Genomic DNA, 20,889 nt, shown 5'->3' on the forward strand with positions numbered 1-20,889 from the left:
AGATGACCATCCAAGCGAACCGCGAAGAGCAGGTCGCGCCCACTGCGACCGCCCCGATGACCGGGGCCGAGTACATGTCCTCGATCCAGGACGGCCGCGAGGTCTGGGTGTACGGCGAGCGCGTCGCGGACGTGACCACGCACCCGGCCTTCCGCAACTCCGTCCGGATGACCGCACGGCTGTACGACGCGCTGCACGACCCGGCCGTCGGCATGACCGTGCCGACCGACACCGGGAGCGGCGGGATCACGCACCCGTTCTTCCGCAGCCCGCACACGGTCGACGACATGCTCGCCGACCGCAACGCGATCCAGACCTGGGCGCGGATGACGTACGGCTGGATGGGTCGCTCACCCGACTACAAGGCCAGCTTCCTCGGGACGCTCGGGGCAAACAGCGAGTTCTACGCGCCGTTCCAGGAGAACGCGCGCCGCTGGTACCGGGAGTCGCAGGAGAAGGTCCTGTACTGGAACCACGCGATCATCAACCCGCCGGTCGACCGCAACCTGCCACCGGACGAGGTCGGCGACGTGTTCATGAAGGTCGAGAAGGAGACCGATGCCGGGCTGATCGTCTCCGGCGCGAAGGTCGTGGCCACCGGCTCGGCGATCACCAACTACAACTTCATCGCGCACTACGGGCTCCCGATCAAGAAGAAGGAGTTCGCGCTGATCTGCACGGTGCCGATGGACTCGCCGGGCATCAAGCTGATCTGCCGCACGTCCTACTCGCAGCAGGCTGCGGTGATGGGCAGCCCGTTCGACTACCCGCTCTCGTCGCGGATGGACGAGAACGACACGATCTTCGTCTTCGACAAGGTGCTCGTGCCGTGGGAGAACGTGTTCCTCTACGGCGACATCGAGAAGATCAACGGCTTCTTCCCGGTCTCCGGCTTCATCCCGCGCTTCACCTTCCACGGGTGCATCAGGCTCGCCACGAAGATCGATTTCATCGCCGGGCTGCTGCTCAAAGCGCTGGAGATCACCGGCAGCAAGGACTTCCGCGGCGTGCAGACCCGCGTCGGCGAGGTCATGGGCTGGCGCAACACGTTCTACGCGCTCGCCGACGCCATGGCCCGCAACCCCGACGAGTGGACCAACGGGGCGCTGCTGCCCAAGCTCGACTACGGCTTGACCTACCGGATGCTGATGATCCAGGCCTACCCGCGGATCAAGGAGATCATCGAGTCGGACGTCGCGTCGGGGCTGATCTACCTCAACTCGCACTCGATCGACTTCAAGACCCCGGAGGTGCGCCCGTACCTGGACAAGTACGTCCGGGGCTCGAACGGCTACGAGGCCGTCGACCGCGTCAAGGTCATGAAGGCGTTGTGGGACGCGGTCGGCTCCGAGTTCGGCGGGCGGCACGAGCTCTACGAGCGCAACTACTCCGGCAACCACGAGAACGTGAAGGCGGAGCTGCTCTTCGCCGCGGAGGCGCAGGGCACCACGGCCGCGATGAAGGGCCTCGCCGAGCAGTGCCTCGCCGAGTACGACCTCGACGGCTGGACGGTGCCCGACCTGATCGGCAACGACGACGTCTCGTTCCTGAAGAACCGCTGACGCGCACCCACGAGGAGGACAGATGACCACCACCACACCAGATGTGAGCCCCACCGCCGCCGGCGCCGGCGCAAACGCCTCGGACGCCGCCAGAGCCAGCGCGGTGCGGCACGGCCAGGCCGTGGCGTCGGCGGAGCGGCTGAGCACGGTCGCCCGCGCGATGCTCGACGCCGTGCACGGCGTCATCCGCGACCACCGGCTCACCTACCCGGAGTTCCAGGCGGCCAAGCGCTGGATCATGGCCGTCGGGGAGAGCGGCGAGTGGCCGCTGTTCCTCGACGTCTTCGTCGAGCACGTCGTCGAGCAGGTCGCCGCCGACTCGCAGCAAGGGACGGTGGGCTCGATCGAGGGGCCCTACTACCTCCCGGCCCAGCGGCGCTTCCCGTCGGTCGCGACGCTGCCGATGCGCGACGACGAGCCGGGCGACCCGCTGGTGTTCAGCGGGCAGGTCCGCGACCTCACCGGCACGCCGGTGCCGCACGCCGAGCTCGACATCTGGCACAACGCGGCCGACGGCTTCTACTCCGGCTTCGCGCCGCACCTGCCGGACGGGCTGTTCAGGGGCACGATCACCACCGACGAGCAGGGCCGCTTCGAGATCACGACGATCAAGCCGGCGCCCTACCAGCTGCCGATGGACGGCCCCACCGGCCACTTCGTCGAGGCCGCCGGATGGCACCTGTGGCGCCCGGCGCACCTGCACCTCATGGTCCGGGCCGACGGCCACCGCCGGATCACGACACAGCTCTACTTCGACGGCGGCGACTACATCGACGACGACGTCGCCCGCGCCGTCAAGGACGAGCTCGTCCTCGCCCCGGAGCCGGGCCCCGACGGCCGGCTGCGTGTCGAGTACGACTTCGTGCTGGAAGGCGGCTGACCGCAGGGGCGCCGGGTCACGCGTGCGGAACGCACGCATCCCGTCAGGGCCGCGGGGTGAAGAGCTCGCGCACGTGCGAGAGGAGGACCACGGCGGCGGCGGTGGGGGTGCGGGCCGGGTTCGTGACCGCGTAGACGTGGTGCAGGGCGGGGCGGGGGCGGTCGATCATGACGAGGTCGGCGCGCGCGAGCTCGTGGGTCGTAGCGGCGACCGGCAGCACCGTCCATCCGAGCCCGGCGGCCACGCAGTGCTTGACGGCCTCGATGCTCCCGAACCGGGTCCGCCGCTCGGCCGGTTGTCCGGCGGCCTCCAGCGCGCGCACGGTGTCGTCGGCGTAACGGCAGCCCTCTTCGAGCAGGACGGCGTCGTGTGCCGCGAGGTCGGCCCAGGCCCTCGTCGGCGGCAGGTGGCCAGGGGCCGCGAACACCCGCACCTCCTCGGCGCCGATCGGCTCGATCACGACATCGCATGCACGCAGCTCCGGTTCGAGCAGCAGCGCGATGTCGCACGCCCCACCGCGGACGTCGGTGAGCGCGGCGGGCGTGGCGGCCGGGACGAGCGCGACCCGGACCGCGGGCTCGGCCGCGCGCACCGCGGCCACCGCTGCCGGGAGCCGGTAGGCGCAGAGCGACTCCGGTGCGATCAGTCGCACGGTCCCGGTGGGCCGCTCGAGGGCCGGCACCTCGGTGAGCATCCGCGCCTGCACGTCGAGGAGCTGGTCGGCGAGCGGGAGGAGCCGGCGGCCCGCGTCGGTCGGCTCGGCGCCGCCGGGCAGCCGGTCCAGCAGCCGGACGCCCAGCCTGCGTTCGAGCGACTGGACGTGCCCGGTGACGGTCGACTGGACGTAGCCGAGCTCGCGGGCGGCAGCGGTGAAGCCGCCGCGGCGCACGACGGCGACGAACGTCCGGAGCTGGTCGGTGTCCACGGCATTCCATTTCACGATGAGGGCGATGACGAATCATCGTTGGACGTGATGGCACAGCGCGCACAGTATGGGACACATGACGACAGTTCTGCACTACGCGGCGTTCACCGAAGACAGCAAGGGCGGCAACATGGCCGGCGTGGTGCTCGACGCGACGGGGCTCCCGGAGGCGACGATGCTGGGCCTCGCGGCCGACGTCGGCTACTCGGAGACGGCGTTCGTGCGGCCCGGCGACGGGCTGGGACACGACGGGCTGGGACACGACGGGCCGCGGCACTACGGGCTGCGGTACTTCAGCCCACAGGCCGAGGTCGCGTTCTGCGGCCACGCGACCATCGCGACGGCGGTCGCGCTCGCTGACCGCGACGGACCGGGGGAGATCGTCTTCGACACCGCCGCGGGTTCGGTTCCGGTGCGGGTGACCACCGACGGCAGCGGACTCACGGCGACGCTCACCAGCCCGCCGACGCACACCCGCGCGGCCGGGCCCGCTGTGCTCACCGCCGCGCTGGCGGCGCTCCGCCTCGACCCGGCGGATCTCGACGCCCGCTTCCCCGTCCACGTCGCGAACGCCGGCAACGACCACCTCGTGCTCGCGCTGCGCGAGCGGACGCGGCTCGCGGCGCTCGACTACGACTACCCGGCGCTCGCCGCGCTGATGGCCGAGCACGGGTGGACCACCGTGCAGGTCGTCTGGGCCGACCCGACCGCACCCTTCGGCACCCGCTTCGAGTCCCGCAACCCGTTCCCGCCCGGTGGGGTCGTCGAGGACCCGGCCACCGGAGCGTCGGCGGCCGCGCTCGGCGGCTACCTGCGCACTCTCGGGCTCGTCGCGCTGCCGGCCAGGATCGAGATCCGCCAGGGTGCCGACATGGGCCGGCCGAGCCGGCTGGTCGTCGACGTGCCCGCGACGGGGGACCGGGTGGAGGTGACCGGCGCCGCGGCCCGCACCCACTGACCCGGGCGGTGACCAGCTCCGGGGGAGGGCAGGAAAGCCACTTTCCTGCCCCGTGAGGGCCGGAAAGTGGCTTTCCTGCACTCGCGTGTTGCGCTAGGGCGCCGGTTTCCACGTCCTGGCGATGGCGACGGCTTCCCGTCGCGTCGCGGCACCGAGCCGGGTCAGGATCGCGGAGACGTGGTGGTCGACGGTTCGCACCGACAGCACGAGCCGCGCGGCGATCTCGACGTTCGTGTCCCCGGCCTCCAACCGTTCGAGCACGTCGAGCTGGCGGTCGGTCAACCCGCCGGGGTTGCGGCGGACGGTTTCGCGCCGTTGCCGTGGCGGCCGGGTGACCCCGAGCGCGCGCAGGCGGCGGCGGACCAGCTCGGCGTTGGCGCTCGCGCCGAGGTCGTCGAGCATCGCCAGCCCACGGAGCGTCGGGGCGACTTCGTTCGAGTCGGCCAGCTCCAACGCCTGCTCGTACGGGTCGCCCTCACGCTCCCAGATCGCCGCGGCGCCGGCCCAGTCGCCGCGCAGTCCGGCCGCGTACCCCTCGTGGCAGCCGTCGAACGGCTCGGCCGGCAGGCCCGCCCTGGCGAGGTAGCGCAACAGCTGGCCGCGCAGGTACGACCAGATGGCCGGCTGCAGCCGCGGCAGCAGCACCCGCGCCACTTCCGCGGCGGCGTCCGTGTTCCCGGTCAGCCACGCCCATTCGACGAGCGCGCGCCCGGCCCGCGTGATGCCGAGCGGTTGGCGCAGCTCCTGTGCCACCCGCCAGGCCCGCGACACGGCCTCGCCGGCCGCCGGGTTGCCGCGCCGGGTGTAGAGCATGCCGAGCGTGGCGTGCACGGCCGACTCGAACACGCTGCTCCCGGCCTCGCGTTCGAGCAGTGTTTCGAGCACGCTCTCCACGCCGTCCCACTCGCCGTGGCGGAGCATGATCAGGCAGCGTTGCAGCTCCAGGAACACCGAGTGGTGCCACAGCCCGTACCGGGTGACGTGCGCCAGGCCGGCGTCGCAGTTCTCGGCCAGCCCCGCCCAGTCGCCCATGGCGTAGCGGACCTCGCCGATGTTGATGTACGCGCGGGCCGCGGCCTCGTGGGAGCCCGTCGCGACGGCGAGGGCCAGCCCGGCGCACATCTCGTCGTGGCCGCCGACCGGGTCGCCCGAGCCTGCGCGGGCCATGCCGAGGTAGGTCATGCACAGCGACTCGAGGTCGGGACGGTCGATGCCGGCCGCCAGCTCACCCGCGTGCCGCAGCTCCGGCACCGCGGCCTCCATCTCGCCGGTGATGGCCAGGATCGCGCCGCGTTCGGTGGCCGCCCACGCGAGCGACGGGCGCGCGTCGGTCGAGGTCAGCAGGTCGACCGCGCGCTCGCTCAACCGCTGTGCATCGCCGAGCCGGCCGGTCATCAGCAGGTAGCGCGACAGCCGCGCGGTCGTCTCGCCCATCGCGACCACGTCGTCGAGCCGCTCGTTGTGGGCGACGACCTCGCGGCCGACCTCGACCGCCTCGGCGAACCGGTAGGCGATGTACAGCTCCCACGCGTAGTCGTCGAGCAGCCGGGACTGTTCACGGGCGGGCAGCCGATCGAGGTGCGGCACCGCCACGGTGAAGTGCGCGAGTGCCTGCCGGTGCGAGCCCGCCCGCGCCGCCGCGCGGCCCGCGGCCGGCGCGCATTGCACGACGGTCGCGGCGTCGTCGGCGGCGACCGAGTGGTGCACCAGGCGTTCCAGGTCGGGGTGCTCGCTCGCCGAGAGGGCCGCCACCACGGCCCGGTGCATCGTGCGGGCCCGCAGCCTGGGCATGCCCGCTTCGATGGCCCGGCGGGCCAGCTCGTGCCGGAACGCGATGCCGTCGATGCGCACCTCGATGATCCCGCGCTCCTCCGCCTCGACCAGGCGGACGAGCCCCTCCCCGAGCAACGTCTCGGCCAGCGACAAATCGACTGTGCCCGGCACGACCGACAACCGCTCGAGCGCGGCGACGCACTCCGGGCTGAGCCGCCGCACGCGCGACACGACGGCCTCGGCGACGCTGGCAGGCAGCTCGTCGGGTGGCGCCGCCAGCGTCTCCGTCAAGTAGAAGGGGTTGCCGCCGGTGAGGGCGTGCAGCGCGGATCCGTCGCGGCCCGCCGACGTGGCGAGCTCGGAAACCGCTCCGCTCGACAGCGGCGCCAGCGGGAGCCGCGTGGTCGGCGTCCCGGCCAGCGAGCCCAGCAGCTGCCGCACCGGGTGATCGGCCCCCACCGCGTCGTCCCGCAAGGTCAGCAGCAGCACCGCGGGCAACGTGTCGATCCGGCGGGCGAGATAGCGCAGCACGTCGAGCGTCGCGTCGTCCGCCCAGTGCACGTCCTCGACCACCAGCAGTGTGGCGCGCCGCGACAGCTCGGTGACGACCGCGGCAAAGACCCCGTCGGACCGCTCCGCCAGCGCGCGCTCCAACGGGCCGTCGGTACCGCGAACCGCGTCCCACAGCGGCCCGAGCGCGCGCGGGGCCAGCAGGTCGTCGCAGCCGCCCGCGAGCACCCGCAACCCCGGTTCGAGCCCGGCACGCAGGGCCCGGACCAGGCTCGACTTGCCGATCCCGGCCTCGCCGGTCACCAGCACCACCCGCCCGGCGCCCGACCGGGCGGCGTCGACGGCCGACCGCACCACCTCGAGGTTCTCGTCGCGCTCCAAGAGGCCTGTGGCCATGCCGCACATCGTGGCATTCGCCCATCCTCGACCGGAAGGCGACGCTCACGGGCCCAGCCGCCGACTCAGCCGGTGAGCACCGGCAGCGCGTGGAGACCGTGCAGGAGCACCGCGCGCTTCCACGTGAGCGCTGAGGGTGGCACGGCGAGCCGCAGGTCGGGGAAGCGGGCGAGCAGCGTGCCGAGCGCGATCCGGCCCTCGAGCCTGGCCAGCGGCGCGCCGAGGCAGAAGTGCAGGCCTTGCCCGAAGGCGAGGTGCGGCCGGGACTCCCGGGTGAGGTCGAGCTCGGTGCCGCCGGGCTGGGCGAGGTTCGCCGGCTGCAGCGCCGGCACGACGATGTCGCCCGGTGCGAGCTCGCAGCCGCCGAGCATCATCGGCTCTGCGACGCAGCGTGGGGTGGCGACCTGCAGCGGACCGTCGAAGCGCAGCAGCTCCTCGATCGCGGCCGGCAGCAGCTCGGGGCGGGACCGAAGCGCCGCAAGCTGCTCAGGATGGGTCAGCAGCGCGAGCGTCCCGTTGCCGATGAGGTTGACGGTGGTCTCGTGGCCGGCGATGAGGAGCAGGAAGACCATGGACGTCAGCTCGTCCTCGGAGAGCCGGTCGCTGCCGTCGCGGGTGTGGACGAGCGCGGAGAGCAGGTCGTCGGTCGGTGCGCGGCGCTTGCCGGCGACCAACCCGCGGACGTAGTCGATCATGTTGACGGACGCCGCGACGACCTCGTCGGGCCGGCCGGTGGTTCCGGCCATGATCGTGGTCGTCCAGGCGTGGAACGCGGCCCGGCCGTCGACCGGTATCCCGAGCATCTCGCTGATCACCGCGATCGGCAGCGGGATCGCGAACCGCTGCATGAGGTCGATGGGGCCGGGTCCGGCGAAGCCGTCGAGCAGCTCGTCGGTTATCTGCTGGATGCGCGGGCCGAGCGCCTCGATGCGACGCCGGGTGAACGACGCCGAGACCAGCTTGCGCAGCCGGGTGTGGTCGGGCGGGTCCAGGTTGAGCAGGTGGGTGTTCTTCGCGGTGTTGTACCCCGGCGGCATCAGCTCGCCGTACGGGCCGGCCTGCGGGCCGCCCGCCTTGACCAGCCGCGGATCGGCCAAGACCTGGCGGGCCTCCTCGTACCCGGTCACCAGCCACGCGGTGCTGCCGTCCGGCATCCGGATGCGGCTGACCGGCCCCGACGCGGCGTGGACGCCGTAGGCGGCCCGCCGGGCGCCGGCGTCGGTGGCGGTGAACGGATCGGCGTGCGTCGTGCTCGTCATGGTTGTCCCTTCCCTCTGCCCCGATTGGAGCCGGAAGGAACCTCATGAGACATCGGCCGTGGCTACCTAATTCGGCCGCGCCGACTACCTAGGAAGGCGGGAAAGAAGGGCTACGCACTTCTCCCCATTACCAACGTATAGCGCACCGGGGGGCTTGCCACAAGCCCCGGGCTGTGCCGCACACTCACCGGCGCAACGCCAGTACCTGCGGAAACGCACTCGACTGAATGGGCGGCACATGTTCGACGTGATCGTTGCCGGCGGTGGACCGACCGGCCTGATGGTGGCCGGTGAACTGCGCCTGCACGGCGTGCGCGTGCTCGTGCTGGAGAAGGACGCCGAGCCGACGGAGATCGTCCGCGCGCTCGGCCTGCACGCACGCAGTGTCGAGGTGCTGGAGCAGCGCGGCCTGCTGGAGCGGTTCCTCGCGCTCGGGCAGACCTACCCGCTGGGCGGCTACTTCGCCGGCATCGCCAAGCCGGCGCCCGAGCGGCTGGACACGACGCACCCTTACGTGCTCGCCATCCACCAGCCGGTCACCGCACGCCTGCTGGGTGAGTGGGCCGACGAGGTCGGCGCCGAGGTCCGGCGCGGGTGCGAGCTGGTGGGGCTGGGTCAGGACGACGACGGCGTGACCGTCGAGCTGGCCGACGGCACGCAGCTTCGCTCCCGGTTCCTCGTCGGCTGCGACGGCGGCCGCAGCGTGGTGCGCAAGCTGCTCGGCGTCGGCTTCCCCGGGGAGCCGGCCAGATCGGAGACGCTGCTGGGGGAGATGCAGATCGGCGTCCCGGCGGAGGAGCTGATGGCCGCGGTGGCCGAGATCCGCAAGACCGAGCTGTTCTTCGGTGCGATGCCGGTCGCGACCGGCGGGTTCCGCATCGGTGTGCCGGCCGACGGGGTGGCCGAGGACCGTACGGTGCCGCCGAGCCTCGACGAGTTCAAGCAGCAGCTGCGCGCCTTCGCCGGCACCGATTTCGGGGTGCACTCAGCGCGCTGGCTCTCCCGTTTCGGCGACGGCACCCGGCTGGTCGAGCGCTACCGGACCGGGCGGGTGCTGCTGGCCGGGGACGCCGCGCACATCCACCCGCCGCTCGGCGGGCAGGGCCTCAACCTGGGTCTGCAGGACGCGTTCAACCTGGGGTGGAAGCTGGCCGCCGCGGTCGCGGGGTGGGCGCCGGACGGGCTGCTGGACAGCTACCACACCGAACGCCACCCGGTGGCGGCTGACGTGCTGGAGAACACCCGCGCGCAAGGTGTGCTGATGTCCACCGAGCCGGGAGCGCGGTCGGTGCGCTCGCTGGTGTCGGAGCTGATGGACTTCGAGGTGGTGCGCAGGTACCTGATCGAGAAGATCATCGGGCTCGGCGTCCGCTACGACTTCGGCGAGGGACATGAGCTGCTCGGACGGCGGATGCGCGACGTGGCGCTGAAGAACGGTCGCCTCTACGAACTGATGCACGCGGGACGCGGGCTACTGCTCGACCAGACCGGGCGGCTCTCCGTGACGGGATGGGCGGACCGGGTGGATCACGTCGTCGACGTCGGTGAGGAGCTCGACGTGCCCGCGGTGCTGCTGCGGCCGGACGGGCACGTGGCCTGGGCCGGTGCCGACCAGGAGGGGCTGCTCGACGTCATGCCCAGATGGTTCGGTGCGGCCGCCTGAAATACTGGGCCGAATGCCGCAACCTCGCGGCCGAATGGTGGTAAAGGCAGCACTCTGCCTTTGGCATTCCGCGGGCCATATGTTAACGGGGCAGGAGGCCGGCGCGATAACACCGTGTACCTGCTGACCTGAGGGGGCTCGGGTCACGGGTGGCTTTGGCTGCACAGGGGGACGAGGAGCGCCATGGATACCCGTTTGACCACATTTGGGTACGCCGCTGCGACCCTCGCCGTGGTAGCGATGATCGTCTCGGGCCTGCTCGTGGTGTTCTCGCTCAAGCCGGCGGGGGCGAGCATCGATACGGCGGCACCGAGGGTCTATTTGGAGCAGGCGGACAGCGTCGGCGAGAGCCCGTTCGTCCCGAAACAGGCCGACGTCGACGATCCGCAGCAGGACGCAGCAACGGACCCCGCTGCCGACGTGCCCGCTGCGGACGTGCCCGCCGCCGACGTGCCGGCTGCCGACGTGCCGGCCGTCGACCCGGGCACCGGCAAGCTGGGCAGCTGTGATCCCGCGCTGCTGTCGGAGTACCTGTCGACCCACCCGGTGGAGGCCGAGGCCTGGGTCACCGCGTTGAACGAGGACCCGGAGCTGGAGTGGAGCGGTGGCAACCAGGTCGCCGTCGACCAGATCCCGGCCTACATCGCCGAGCTGAACCCGGTCACGCTGACCGACGACCTCCGGATCACGAACTACCAGTTCCGTGCCGGTGAGGTGCACTCCGTGCAGGCCGTCCTGCAGAGCGGTACGGCTGTCCTCGTCGACGCCAAGGGCATCACCCGCGTGCGCTGCGCGTGCGGCAACCCGCTGACGCCCAAGCGGCAGATCGCGGCGCCGCCGGAGTACGTCGGGGATCCGTGGCAGGAGTTCAAGGGCGTCGAGGTCGACGAGCCCGAGAGCGACACCGAGTCGGACGCCGACTCGGACCACCAGGACCAGGACAACCACAACGGCGACAAGAACCGGGACTGGGGTCGCGAAGGCGATCGCGACCACAACGGTGACCAGAACGGCGACCAGAACAAGGACCAGAACAAGGACCACAACGGCGACCAGAACGGCGACCAGAACAAGGACCGGGACAAGGACAAGAACAAGGGCCAGGACGGGGACCACAACCAGGACCCGAACAAGGACCCGAACAAGAAGCCGGACGAGAACCAGCAGCCGGGCCCGGGCCAGAAGCCGGAGCTGCCGGTGCCGGACGGGAAGCCGATTCCCGAGGTCCCGCCCGTGCAGGAGCACAAGCCCGGTGCGGAGGGCAAGCCCGAGCCCGACGTGATCCCGGTGCCCGTCCCGGTGCCCGAGGTGATCCCGGCGCCGGACAAGAAGCCCGAGGTCGTCCCGGTACCCGAGGTGGTCCCCGCCCCGGACAAGAAGCCCGAGGTGATCCCGGCGCCGGTTCCGGAGAAGCAGCCCGGGGCGGAGGGCAAGCCCGAGCCCGAGGTGAAGCCGGTCCCTGAGGTGAAGCCGGAGCCGGAGAAGAAGCCGGTCCCGGAGGTGAAGCCGGAGCCGGAGAAGAAGCCGGTCCCGGAGGTGAAGCCGGAGCCGGAGAAGAAGCCGGTCCCCGAGGTGAAGCCGGTTCCTGAAGTGAAGAAGCAGGAGCCGGTGGTCAAGCCCGCGCCCGAGGGCACCGTGGTGAACCCGTGCGAGAAGGGCTTCGTCCTCCAGAAGGGCAAGTGCGTGCCGGCACCGACGGTCGCCGCACTCGCTGTGATCTGAGTGGATCTGAGAGAGGCGATCTGAGCCGCGAACCCGTCAGGCCCGCAACTCGGGCCTGACGGGTTCGGCCGTTCTCAGCGGATCTGGTAGCCGTCGGGGAAATCGGTCGATCGCGAGAGCTCGTCCCACTCGGCGAAGTCCTTGTCGACCGCCGCGCGGCCGCCGGCCACGAGCCGCAGCGCGTCGGAGCCGAGCAGCAGGTGCACGGGCGGGTTCGGCGCGTCGATCACCTGGAGGACGGCGTCGGCGGCCTTCGCCGGATCGCCCAGCTGGCGCCCGCTGCCGGCGTTCCGATTGGCGCGCAGCGGGTCGAACAGCGTGTTGTAATCGGCAATGGACCGCTCGGCGCGGACCATCGAACGGCCCGCCCAGTCGGTCCGGAACCCGCCCGGCTCGATCGCGGTGACGTGCACGCCGAAGCCGGCCACCTCCTTGGCGAGCGAGTCGAGGATGCCTTCGAGCGCGAACTTGCTGCCGTGGTAGTACGACAGCCCTGGGAAGGTGACGAGCCCGCCCATCGACGTCACCGCCAGGATGTGGCCGCTGCGCCGTTCCCGCATCCCGGGCAGCACGGCCTTGATCGTGGCGACCGCGCCGAACACGTTGACGTCGAACTGGCGTCGAAGCTGCTCCAACGACGACTCCTCGAGGATGCCCTCGTGGCCGTAGCCGGCATTGGCGATCAGCACGTCGATCGGGCCGACGCTGCCCTGCACCTCGGCGACCGTCGCGGCCACGGCGTCATCGTCGGTGACGTCGAGGACCCGTGTGTGCGCGCGGTCCGGGTGCAACGCGGTGAAGGCGTCGACGTCGGCCTGCTTGCGGACGGTGCCGACGACGGTGTGCCCGGCCGTGAGCGCACCCTCGGCGAACGCGCGGCCCAGCCCGGTGCTGACCCCGGTGATGAGGAAGGTCTTGGTCATGGCGCTGACTCTCCATAAAGTGAACTGAACGACTAGTTCACTTTAGGTTGCGCCCCGAGACAGCCGCCAGGTCGGCCAGTGCGACGTCGGTCACCTGTCCCGCGCGGTGTCGGAGAGGAGCCCGTGCAGCGCCGCGTCGGCGATCTGGTCGGCGAGCTCCGGCGTCAGCGGCGCGTGCCCGGAGAGCAGCCGGAAGACCAGCGGCCCGAACAGGACGTCCTGCGCGACCTCCACGTCGATGTCGGGGTCGACCTCGCCGCGGTCGAGCGCCCGCTGCCAGAGCTCGCCGATCGCACGGCGACGCCCGGCGAGGAAGAAGGCGCGGAAGAACACCGCGGCGTCGGGGTCGGTGACCGAGGCGGCCAGCAGCTGCGCGAACACGGCGCCGGCCGGGCTGCCGTAGAACTCGCTGACCAGCCGGGCCTGGGTGCTGAAGTCGCCGTGCGCCGAACCGGTGTCCGGAAGGGGGAGCGCGGCCGACATCCGCTGGCCGAAGGCCTCCGCGGCCACCGCGGTGCGGCTGGGCCAGTGTTTGTAGATGGTGGCCTTGCTGACGCCGGACCGGACGCTGATCGCGTCGATCGTCGCCGCGGGCAGCCCGCCCTCGGTGAGGAGCGCGTCGGTGGCCTCGAGCACCTTCTCCCGGGCGCGCACGCTGCGTGGGCGCTGTGGCCGGGCGGCCTCGGTCTCGGCCACACCCGGCGCGGTCCAGCCGGCTCCGGCCACCTCGTCACCTCCCGTGCGGATCCCGGGCGGGATCCGCGACGAATGTACGGGGCCGTGGCGCCGGTGCTACTGCGCCGCCCGGTAGGAGAGCACAACGATCCCGCTGGTGAGGGGCTGCGCCCCGACCAGGTCGAACGTCGAGAGCGTGGTCTCGCGGAACATCAGGTCCTCGGCGCTGCGGCCGACGAAGAACGGGTGCACCCACAGCCGCAGCTCGTCGAGCAGGCCGTTCTCCATCAGTGCGTAGGACAGCCGGCCGAACCCGTACTGGACGATGTCCTTGCCCGGCTGCTCCTTGAGCCGTGCGATCTCCGCGATCGGGTCGGCGTCGATCACGGTCGTGTTGTTCCACTCCGGGTCGCGCAGGGTGGACGAGACGACGTACTTCTGCATGCTGTTGATCTGGTCGCTGTAGGGGTCGCCGGAGCGGGTCGGCCACACGGGGGCGAACCCGTCGTAGGTGTGGCGGCCCATCAGGAGCGCGTCGCAGGAGCGGAGCAGGTCGACCTGCAACGCCCCGCCGGCGCCGTCGTCGGCGTGCTTGCCCGACGGCCAGTCCTGCGGGTTCTCGATCGCGCCGTCGAGGGTGATGTACGTGGAGTTGATGATCTTGCGCATCGGGGTGTCCTTTCGTGAGCGGTTCTGCTGATGCGCAGAGAATCCATGAGACTCGGTGGTCGGGGCATCCGTGACGATCACGGATCGGGCACTGATCGTCGGGGTCGCCGTCCGTGGTCGGCACCCTTCACGACCCGATGCGCCACAGCCTCGCCCGCTCGTACTGCCGGCTGATGCGGGCGAAGGTGCCACCCGTGCGCAGCAGTTCCGCCGGCGTGCCGGTCTCGACCACTCGACCGTCGCCGAGGGAGACCACACGGTCCGCGGCGGCGAGGGTGGCCGGGCGGTGGGCGATCACGATGACGGTGCGGTCGGGGTCGTTGCCGAGGTTGGCGATGGCCTGCGTGATCGCGGCCTCGTTCTCCGGGTCGAGCGCGGAGCTGGCCTCGTCGACGAGGACGATGCGCGACCGCTTGAGGATCGCCCGGGCGATCGCCACGCGTTGGCGTTCACCCCCTGAGAGCTGGGCGCCGGCCTCGCCGACGCGGCTCTGCCAGCCGGCCGGCAGGCGCCCGACCACCTCGTCGAGCCGCGCGGCGCGGGCCGCCTCCTCCAGCTCGTCCCAGGTAGCGTCGGGGTGCGCCAGGCGCAGGTTGTTCTCGATGGTGTCGTCGAACAGGTAGACGTCCTGGAAGACGATGGCGATCTCGTCGAGCAGGACGGCCGGGTCGAGGTCGCGGACGTCGACGCCGCCGACGCGCACCCGGCCCGAGTCGACGTCGAAGAACCGCGCGACGAGCCGGGTCACCGTCGTCTTCCCCGATCCCGACGGGCCGACCAGCGCGGTTGTGGTGCCCGGCCGGCAGCGCAGCGAGACGTCCCGCAGCGCGGGCTCGTCGCCGCCGGGGTAGGTGAAGGAGACATCGGTGAGCTCGACGTCGGCCGTGTCGATCCGGCGGACCGGGGAGGCCGGCACCGGCAGCGCCGGCGTGGCCAGCAGCTCCTCGACGCGCGCGATCTTGTTGGTCATCGCGCGCAGGGCGCCGATCAGGTCGATGAGGTTGCCGAGCGGCTCCAGGAAGCGAGCGGCCAGCACGAGCAGCGCGACCACCTCGGCGACGCCGACACTGCCGCTGAGAAGAAGACACGCAGCCAGCGCGAGCACCGCGACGAAGCCGCACACGACGACGCCGCTGTAGACGAAGAACGGTCGCCGCGCGCGGTGCATGCCGTCGCGGTAGGTCTCGCGGTGGTCCTCCAGCGCGGCCCGCATCCGCGGCGTGCCGTCGGCGTGGCCCGCGGCGCGCAGCACCGGCTGGGCCTGGCCGAGCTCGATCGCCCGGCCGGCGACCTCCGCCGACGCCCGCTCCAGCTCGATCTCGGCGAGCTCCGCGATCCGCGCCGCCCGCATCAGCGTCCAGTAGGCGACCAGCGCCACCACGCACAGCAGCAGCGCCATCCGCCAGTCGACCGCCAACGTGACGGCGACGATCGTGGCCGGCAGGAGCGTCGAGGTGATCGCCGGTCCGGCGACCGTGACGGCCAGGTGCGCGGCATCGCCGACGTCCGCCGTCACCCCGCGCGCCAGCCGCGCCTTGTGCTCGGCGGTGAACCACCCCAGCGGCAGCGTGCTGACGTGGCGCATCAGCTGCCGGCGCAGCTGCGCCGCCAGCGCGCCCGCCGCCTTGAACCCGATGGGGGTGGCGATGATGCTCAGCACCGCGTAGGTGAGGGCGCCGAGCGCGCCGAGCACGAGCCACGGCGTGGCCGCGGCAAGGTCCGGCTCCGGACGCACGACGGCGGCCAGTACCGGGACGAGCAGACCGAGCAGCAGCCCTTGCAGGACCGCCTGCGCCGCCGTGAGCAGCCACAACTGCGCGAGCAACTTCGGTTCCGGCCACAGCCGGTAGAGCCTGCGGATCATGCCGGCACCCCTTCCTGCGCGGCCCACATCCGGGTGTAGAGCCCGTTGCCCGCGAGCAGCTCGTCGTGGCTTCCGTGCGCGACCAGCCGCCCGCCGTCGAGCACGAGGATCTGGTCGGCGCCGGCGATCGTGTGCAGCCGGTGCGCGATGACGATCACCGTCTTGCCGACGGCCAACGTGGCCAGCGCGTCCTGGACCGCCGCCTCGCTGTCGGGGTCGAGCGCGGCCGTCGCCTCGTCGAGCACGACGATCGGCGCGTTCGAGAGGATCGCCCGCGCGATCGTCAACCGCTGCCGCTCACCGCCGGACAGGCTGCCGCCGCCGGCGTCGAGCAGCGTCGAGTAGCCGTCGGGCAGGCGTTCGATCACGTCGTGGACGTGCGCGGCGGTCGCCGCCCGGCGCACGTCGTCGTCGCTGGCATCCGGACGGCCGATGCGGATGTTCTCCGCGACGCTGTCCCGCAGCAGCGCGACGTCCTGGAACACCAGCGACATCAACCCCAGCAGCTCGGCCGACGGGATGGAGCGCACGTCGACGCCGCCGACCCGGATCGACCCGTCCGACACGTCGTAGAAGCGCGGCAGCAGGCTCGCGAGCGTCGACTTGCCGGCGCCCGAGGGCCCCACGATCGCGGTGACGCTGCCGGGGGGCAGGTGGCGCTGATGTCGGCGACGGCATCGGTCACCCCGTCGTAGGTGAAGGTGACGCGGTCGAGCTCGACGCCGTGGCCCACCGGCGACTGCGGGCGCTCCGGCTCGGGCAGTGGGGCCCGGGCGAGCAGCCGCTCGATGTTGGCCGCGCCCATCCGGCCCTTGCGGACGCCTTGAGCTGCGGTGACGGCCGGCAGGATCGAGTTCGGCAAGCCGACCGCGACCACCAGGAACGCCACGAGGTCCGCAACGGTGAGTGCCCCGTTGCCGAGGAACGCCAGCCCGGCTGCCGCCACGACGGAGAGCACGGCCATCTCCGAGCCGAGCAGGCGCGACACCGCCGAGCTGTAGCGCACTTCGGCGACCCACGCCGCGAACGCCTGGGTGTGCTCGTCGACGGCGTTGTCGTAGCGGCGCAGCACGCGGCCGCCGGTGCCGAACGTCTTGACCACCTGGATGCCGTCGGCGTACTCGATGCTGGCGGCGCTGATCCGTGCGTCGGCAGCGACCAGCCGGTTCATGTGGGTCGTCATCGACCGCATCGAGACGCGGTAGAAAACACCCATGAGGGCCAGGACGCCCAGCGCGATCAGCGCCATCCGGGGGTCGACGAGGAACAGGTAGCCGGCCCCGACGACCGTCACCGTGACCGCGCCCGTGAGCTGCCCCAACGCGTGCGCGATGACCTCGTGCATCTCCTCCAGGTCGCCCGTCATCGCCCGCTTGACCCGGCCGGAGCCCGAGGTGCGGAACCAGCCCAGCGGTAGCGCACCGAGGTGGCGCACGATCCGGACGCGCAGCTCGTGCAGGATCGCTGCGTCCGCGTAGTGCCCGATGCGCGACGACTGCACGAGCAGCAGCAACCAGATGCAGGCGCCGGCGGCGCCGATGCCGACCCAGGTCCAGACGGTCGCCACGGCACCGCTGGCCGTACCCGCCGGCGCGTCGAGCATGACCCGGGCGATCTCCGCGACCGCGATGTACGGGACGATCCCGGCCGCCGCGCTGAGCGTCGAGAGGACCGCGCAGACCACGAGGTGGATCCGGATCGGGGCGAGCAGTCGCGCCAGCGCTCCGGGCTTCGCGAGCCCGGCCGGCTGCTCGGTTGTCGTGCTCATGGAGCTGTTGCCTCCTGATGCAGGGATGTAAGGCGTGCCTAACCTCATCCTGGATCTTCAAGGCAACTTGATGTCAAATAGGCGCATGAGCGACCCGACTGGCGTCTCGATCGGTCAGGCCGCCGCCCTCTACGACCTCGCGCCCTCGACGCTGCGGTGGTGGGAGGAGCAGCGTGTGCTGCCCGAGCCGCCACGCGTCAACGGCCGCCGGGTGTACGGGGAGACGGAGCTGCGCCGCATCGGGCTCGCGTACCTATGCTGCGTCACCGGCGCGATGCCGCTGGAGCAGGCGTCCGTCGTGACCTCGGGGATCCGCAACCGCGACTGGCAGAGCACGGTCGAGCGGCACGCGGCGGTGATCGAAGAGAAGATTGCGGAGCTGCGGAACGCGCGCGAGTACCTGCTGCACCTGATGCAGTGCCCTGACGAAAATGTTGTCGAGAGCTGCTCGTTCCTCGACGAGGAACTGATGAGCCACACGCCGCGCCGGCTCGTCCCGACCTCGGGTCTCGTCGCTGCGGCGCAGCTCGCGTCAGCTCCTCGAGGGCGTGACGAAATGTCGCCATCACGTGACGAAACTCCTGACCATCGCTGCGCCGTCTGCGCCGGCCCGCTCACCCAGCCCGCGCGCGGGCGTCGCCGGACGTTCTGCTCGCGCGCGTGCCGCCAGCGGAACTACCGGCGGAATCACTGACGCCCGAGTGTCTGCTCGATCCAGCCGGCGGTGCGGAACGCCCGCCGATCGTCGTGGGCGATCACCTGCAGCCCGACCGGCGGGCCAGGGGTCGGCAGCGGCAGGCTGATCGCGGGGTGCCCGGTGACGTTGGCCGGGCGGGTGTTGCTCAGCAGTGCCTCCCGGACGGGGACGCAGCCGGCGTGGGTGGCGTCGAGGGGCGGGGCGGGCACCGGAACGGTCGGCAGTAGCACGGCGTCGACGCCGTCGAGGGCGTGGTCGGCGGCGTCGCGCAGCGCGGCCATCCGCGCGAGTGCCTGTACGTACCGCCAGCCGGGGATCGTGGCGGCAGCGCGCAACCGCTCCAGGACGTCGGGCTGGTAGTCGTCCGGTTGCTGCGCCATCACCGTCGCGTGGGTGGCCGCCGCCTCAGGGCCTTGGACGTCGCCGACGACCCCGGTGAACGCGTCCCATTCGGGGAACGGCACGTCGACCACCTCGGCTCCGGCGGCGACCAGCGCATCGAGGGCGGCACGGAAGGCGACGTCGACCTCGGGTGCACGCTCGCCGAGCCCGGCGAGCACGCCGATGCGGGGCGCCTCGCCGGTGTCGGCAGGCCCGGCGGGGTCGGCGCCCGAGAGTGCGGCGACGGCATGTGTGGCATCGGCGACCGTGCCGGCCAGCACACCGACATGGTCGAGGCTCGTCGAGAGCGGGAAGACACCGCCGCAGGGGAGCGTCCCTCGTGCGGGTTTCGCCCCGACGACGCCGCACAGCGCGGCCGGGATCCGCACGGAGCCCGCGGTGTCGGTACCGATCGCGAGCGGCACGATGCCCGCGGCGACCGCGGCTGCGGCGCCCGCGCTCGACCCGCCGGTCATCAGGGAGGGGTCGTGCGGGTTGCGGCACGGGCCGGCGGCGTTCGACGTGCCGGTGCAGCCATAGGCGAACTCGTGGCTGTGGCTCAGCCCGATGATCACCGCACCGGCTGCGCGGGCCGCGCGGACCACGTCGGCATCCGCATCGGCGACCCGTCCGGCGAAGACCCGCGAGCCACACGTGAACGGCATGCCCTCGACCGCGATGATCTCCTTGACGAGCACGGGAACGCCCGCGAGCGCGCCGCCACCGACCTGAGCGGCGGCCGCGAGCGCACCGGCCCGGTCGAGGTGCACGACCGCGCCGAGCTCGGCGACCTCCTCGGCCCGGCGCAGCGCCCGTTCGGCCAGCTCGACGGCGTCGAGCGACCCCGCGCGCACGCCGGCGGCGATGGCAGCGACGCCACCGAGGTCCGACCAGCTCCCGAGCAGTCCGGCGACAGAGTCCATGGTGACCATGCTTAGCACGTCAACGGGGCATTGATGAAGGAATGGCGTGGTATTTGATCGGGGTCGACCCATCTAGGTGGGATGAACTCCGGTAGCCCATCCGCTATTTGCACGATCCATTCGGTGGCATGGATTTCCCGGTGGTGCATCTTGCACAACATCACCAGGTTGTTGACTTCGGTTGGTCCGCCGTTCTGCCATTCGACAATATGGTGGACATCGCACCAACTCGCCGGGCGGCCACAACGTGCGCATCCGCGGTCACGGGCAGCGACCGCTCGTCGCATTCCGTCGGGGATGACGCGGTTTGCGCGGCCGATGTCGAGTGGTTGGCTGTCGCCGTTCATGACGATGGGGATGACGGCGGCGTTGCAGGCGAGCAGTCGCAGATCCCTGGTGGTGATAGTGCCGCCGAAGTCGAGGATCGCGGTGCGGACCCGGTTCTCCAGCTCGGTGAGCGGGATGTGCACGTTGAGGTGCGGGCGGTGCCCGCCGGCGTGTGGGACGTCGCCGTGGTCGAGCACATACCCGCAGATGTCGGCGAGTGCTTCGGCCTGCCGTTGCCCGGTGCTGCGCTGGTCATCCGCGGTGGTCGGCTTCGACTTCGCATCGATCAAGGTGGCGATGGTCGCGAACAAGACCGCGTTGTCGAACCTGCCCTTGATCGTCCCGCCGGGCCGGTCTGGGTGGCGGGTGATGGTCAGCTCGTTGATCTCGGACTCTGGTCCGTCGTCGGGTTCAGGTCCGTCCTGGTCGAACGACCGGACCACCCGCATCCCCAGGGTGAAGAGACCTTTCGGATCGAACACCGCCGCCTGGCCCGCAAGTTGGGCTTCGACATACGCACAGTCCGCCGGGGTCAACCGCCCCGCTTCCTTCGAGCCGAGGACCTGGGCGATCTTCTCGACGTGCCGCAGGCTCATCGTCCCGGCCTCGAACGCGGCTGCACTGGCGGGCAGCCGCGGGGCCAACACCTGACCGTCCAGCGTGATCTGGGGGCAGATGTGCTCCGCTGCGGTGACGTACCGCTGGGCGTCGTTGTGGTCGAGGTTCCACAGGTCCCGGATCGCGTGGATCGGCGACTTGTACCCCCGCGCATGAAAGCCACCCTCACGAACAAAAGCACTGATCGCGCAAATCCTCGCGAAGTCCACCCGCCGCCCCAGAACCTCTAACTCTCGAGTTGAACTACAGCGTACTTCGAATGTCCCGACCAGGGTGTCCGCCTGCAGTTGTGCCACCCCGGCGAGGGCGGTCTGCAGGTTCTCGGACATATCTCCATTTTAGACGTGGCGAAGATCCATAGCCAGTCCAATTTCGCTCCGCACACCCCTGGGTAAA

At 71.4% G+C, this 20,889-nt stretch carries 16 protein-coding genes and 1 pseudogene; 6 read left to right on the top strand and 11 right to left on the bottom strand.

What is annotated here, in order from left to right; all coding sequences use genetic code 11:
* Positions 1–2: 2 nt before the first annotated feature.
* Both LL648_RS36080 and LL648_RS36085 read left to right on the top strand, forming a co-directional pair.
* A complete protein-coding gene (locus LL648_RS36080; RefSeq protein ID WP_232667328.1) occupies positions 3–1,562 on the top strand; it encodes a 4-hydroxyphenylacetate 3-hydroxylase family protein in 1,560 nt (519 codons plus the stop codon).
* A 22-nt stretch (positions 1,563–1,584) separates the two neighbouring features.
* A complete protein-coding gene (locus LL648_RS36085; RefSeq protein ID WP_232667329.1) occupies positions 1,585–2,442 on the top strand; it encodes a dioxygenase family protein in 858 nt (285 codons plus the stop codon).
* A 43-nt stretch (positions 2,443–2,485) separates the two neighbouring features.
* Here LL648_RS36085 and LL648_RS36090 read toward each other — a convergent pair whose 3' ends face one another.
* Positions 2,486–3,367 carry a LysR family transcriptional regulator gene (locus tag LL648_RS36090; protein WP_232667330.1) on the bottom strand — a complete coding sequence of 294 codons (882 nt, stop codon included), beginning with the start codon at positions 3,365–3,367 and terminating at the stop codon, positions 2,486–2,488.
* A 76-nt stretch (positions 3,368–3,443) separates the two neighbouring features.
* Between LL648_RS36090 and LL648_RS36095 the strand changes: the two genes are divergently transcribed.
* Positions 3,444–4,325: a PhzF family phenazine biosynthesis protein gene (locus LL648_RS36095; RefSeq protein WP_232667331.1), complete on the top strand. Its 882-nt coding sequence runs from the start codon at positions 3,444–3,446 to the stop codon at positions 4,323–4,325.
* A gap of 93 nt (positions 4,326–4,418) precedes the next feature.
* Here the strand turns inward: LL648_RS36095 and LL648_RS36100 are convergent, their stop codons facing one another.
* Positions 4,419–7,004: an ATP-binding protein gene (locus tag LL648_RS36100; RefSeq protein ID WP_232667332.1), complete on the bottom strand. Its 2,586-nt coding sequence runs from the start codon at positions 7,002–7,004 to the stop codon at positions 4,419–4,421.
* A 65-nt stretch (positions 7,005–7,069) separates the two neighbouring features.
* A complete protein-coding gene (locus LL648_RS36105) occupies positions 7,070–8,263 on the bottom strand; it encodes a cytochrome P450 family protein (RefSeq protein WP_232667333.1) in 1,194 nt (397 codons plus the stop codon).
* Positions 8,264–8,501: 238 nt separating this feature from the next.
* On the opposite strand from LL648_RS36105, the gene rox reads away from it, so the two are divergent.
* Complete coding sequence (rox, locus tag LL648_RS36110; protein WP_232667334.1) at positions 8,502–9,926, top strand: rifampin monooxygenase; 1,425 nt, start codon at positions 8,502–8,504, stop codon at positions 9,924–9,926.
* 183 nt (positions 9,927–10,109) lie between these two features.
* Positions 10,110–11,648 carry a DUF6777 domain-containing protein gene (locus LL648_RS36115; RefSeq protein WP_232667335.1) on the top strand — a complete coding sequence of 513 codons (1,539 nt, stop codon included), beginning with the start codon at positions 10,110–10,112 and terminating at the stop codon, positions 11,646–11,648.
* A gap of 74 nt (positions 11,649–11,722) precedes the next feature.
* On the opposite strand, the gene LL648_RS36120 is transcribed toward LL648_RS36115, so the two are convergent.
* From LL648_RS36120 to LL648_RS36145, 6 genes and pseudogenes are all read right to left on the bottom strand, one after another.
* On the bottom strand, positions 11,723–12,571 hold the full coding sequence (locus LL648_RS36120) for an oxidoreductase (protein ID WP_232667336.1): 849 nt from the start codon (positions 12,569–12,571) through the stop codon (positions 11,723–11,725).
* 90 nt (positions 12,572–12,661) lie between these two features.
* A complete protein-coding gene (locus tag LL648_RS45550) occupies positions 12,662–13,297 on the bottom strand; it encodes a TetR/AcrR family transcriptional regulator (protein ID WP_232667337.1) in 636 nt (211 codons plus the stop codon).
* Positions 13,298–13,363: 66 nt separating this feature from the next.
* A complete protein-coding gene (locus LL648_RS36130) occupies positions 13,364–13,915 on the bottom strand; it encodes a dihydrofolate reductase family protein (RefSeq protein WP_232667338.1) in 552 nt (183 codons plus the stop codon).
* A gap of 127 nt (positions 13,916–14,042) precedes the next feature.
* A complete protein-coding gene (locus tag LL648_RS36135) occupies positions 14,043–15,779 on the bottom strand; it encodes an ABC transporter ATP-binding protein (RefSeq protein ID WP_232667339.1) in 1,737 nt (578 codons plus the stop codon).
* On the bottom strand, positions 15,776–16,798 hold the full coding sequence (locus LL648_RS45555) for an ABC transporter ATP-binding protein (RefSeq protein WP_308190441.1): 1,023 nt from the start codon (positions 16,796–16,798) through the stop codon (positions 15,776–15,778). Before LL648_RS45555 ends, LL648_RS36135 begins: the two co-directional genes overlap by 4 nt.
* Positions 16,708–17,595: pseudogene (locus tag LL648_RS36145) on the bottom strand (ABC transporter transmembrane domain-containing protein); the annotation flags it as partial. The pseudogene LL648_RS36145 and the gene LL648_RS45555, both read right to left, overlap by 91 nt.
* A 37-nt stretch (positions 17,596–17,632) precedes the next feature.
* Between LL648_RS36145 and LL648_RS36150 the strand changes: the two are divergent.
* A complete protein-coding gene (locus LL648_RS36150) occupies positions 17,633–18,241 on the top strand; it encodes a MerR family DNA-binding transcriptional regulator (RefSeq protein ID WP_232667341.1) in 609 nt (202 codons plus the stop codon).
* Here the strand turns inward: LL648_RS36150 and LL648_RS36155 are convergent.
* Together LL648_RS36155 and LL648_RS36160 are read right to left on the bottom strand one after the other, a co-directional pair.
* Positions 18,235–19,548: an amidase gene (locus tag LL648_RS36155; RefSeq protein ID WP_232667342.1), complete on the bottom strand. Its 1,314-nt coding sequence runs from the start codon at positions 19,546–19,548 to the stop codon at positions 18,235–18,237. The genes LL648_RS36150 and LL648_RS36155 overlap by 7 nt on opposite strands.
* Positions 19,549–19,559: 11 nt before the next feature.
* Positions 19,560–20,822 carry an HNH endonuclease gene (locus LL648_RS36160; RefSeq protein WP_232667343.1) on the bottom strand — a complete coding sequence of 421 codons (1,263 nt, stop codon included), beginning with the start codon at positions 20,820–20,822 and terminating at the stop codon, positions 19,560–19,562.
* Between the last annotated feature and the right edge of the window lie 67 nt (positions 20,823–20,889).

Origin of the sequence: Pseudonocardia sp. TRM90224, assembly GCF_021245725.1 — a bacterium.
GTDB lineage: Bacteria > Actinomycetota > Actinomycetes > Mycobacteriales > Pseudonocardiaceae > Pseudonocardia.

Coding starts and splice junctions, on each gene's coding strand:
- LL648_RS36100 (WP_232667332.1), bottom strand. CDS start 7,004: ATGGCCACAGGCCTCTTGGAGCGCGACGAGAACCTCGAGGTGGTGCGG.
- LL648_RS36135 (WP_232667339.1), bottom strand. CDS start 15,779: ATGATCCGCAGGCTCTACCGGCTGTGGCCGGAACCGAAGTTGCTCGCG.
- LL648_RS36130 (WP_232667338.1), bottom strand. CDS start 13,915: ATGCGCAAGATCATCAACTCCACGTACATCACCCTCGACGGCGCGATC.
- LL648_RS36115 (WP_232667335.1), top strand. CDS start 10,110: ATGGATACCCGTTTGACCACATTTGGGTACGCCGCTGCGACCCTCGCC.
- LL648_RS36150 (WP_232667341.1), top strand. CDS start 17,633: ATGAGCGACCCGACTGGCGTCTCGATCGGTCAGGCCGCCGCCCTCTAC.
- rox (WP_232667334.1), top strand. CDS start 8,502: ATGTTCGACGTGATCGTTGCCGGCGGTGGACCGACCGGCCTGATGGTG.
- LL648_RS36160 (WP_232667343.1), bottom strand. CDS start 20,822: ATGTCCGAGAACCTGCAGACCGCCCTCGCCGGGGTGGCACAACTGCAG.
- LL648_RS36080 (WP_232667328.1), top strand. CDS start 3: ATGACCATCCAAGCGAACCGCGAAGAGCAGGTCGCGCCCACTGCGACC.
- LL648_RS36085 (WP_232667329.1), top strand. CDS start 1,585: ATGACCACCACCACACCAGATGTGAGCCCCACCGCCGCCGGCGCCGGC.
- LL648_RS36105 (WP_232667333.1), bottom strand. CDS start 8,263: ATGACGAGCACGACGCACGCCGATCCGTTCACCGCCACCGACGCCGGC.
- LL648_RS36155 (WP_232667342.1), bottom strand. CDS start 19,548: ATGGACTCTGTCGCCGGACTGCTCGGGAGCTGGTCGGACCTCGGTGGC.
- LL648_RS36095 (WP_232667331.1), top strand. CDS start 3,444: ATGACGACAGTTCTGCACTACGCGGCGTTCACCGAAGACAGCAAGGGC.
- LL648_RS36120 (WP_232667336.1), bottom strand. CDS start 12,571: ATGACCAAGACCTTCCTCATCACCGGGGTCAGCACCGGGCTGGGCCGC.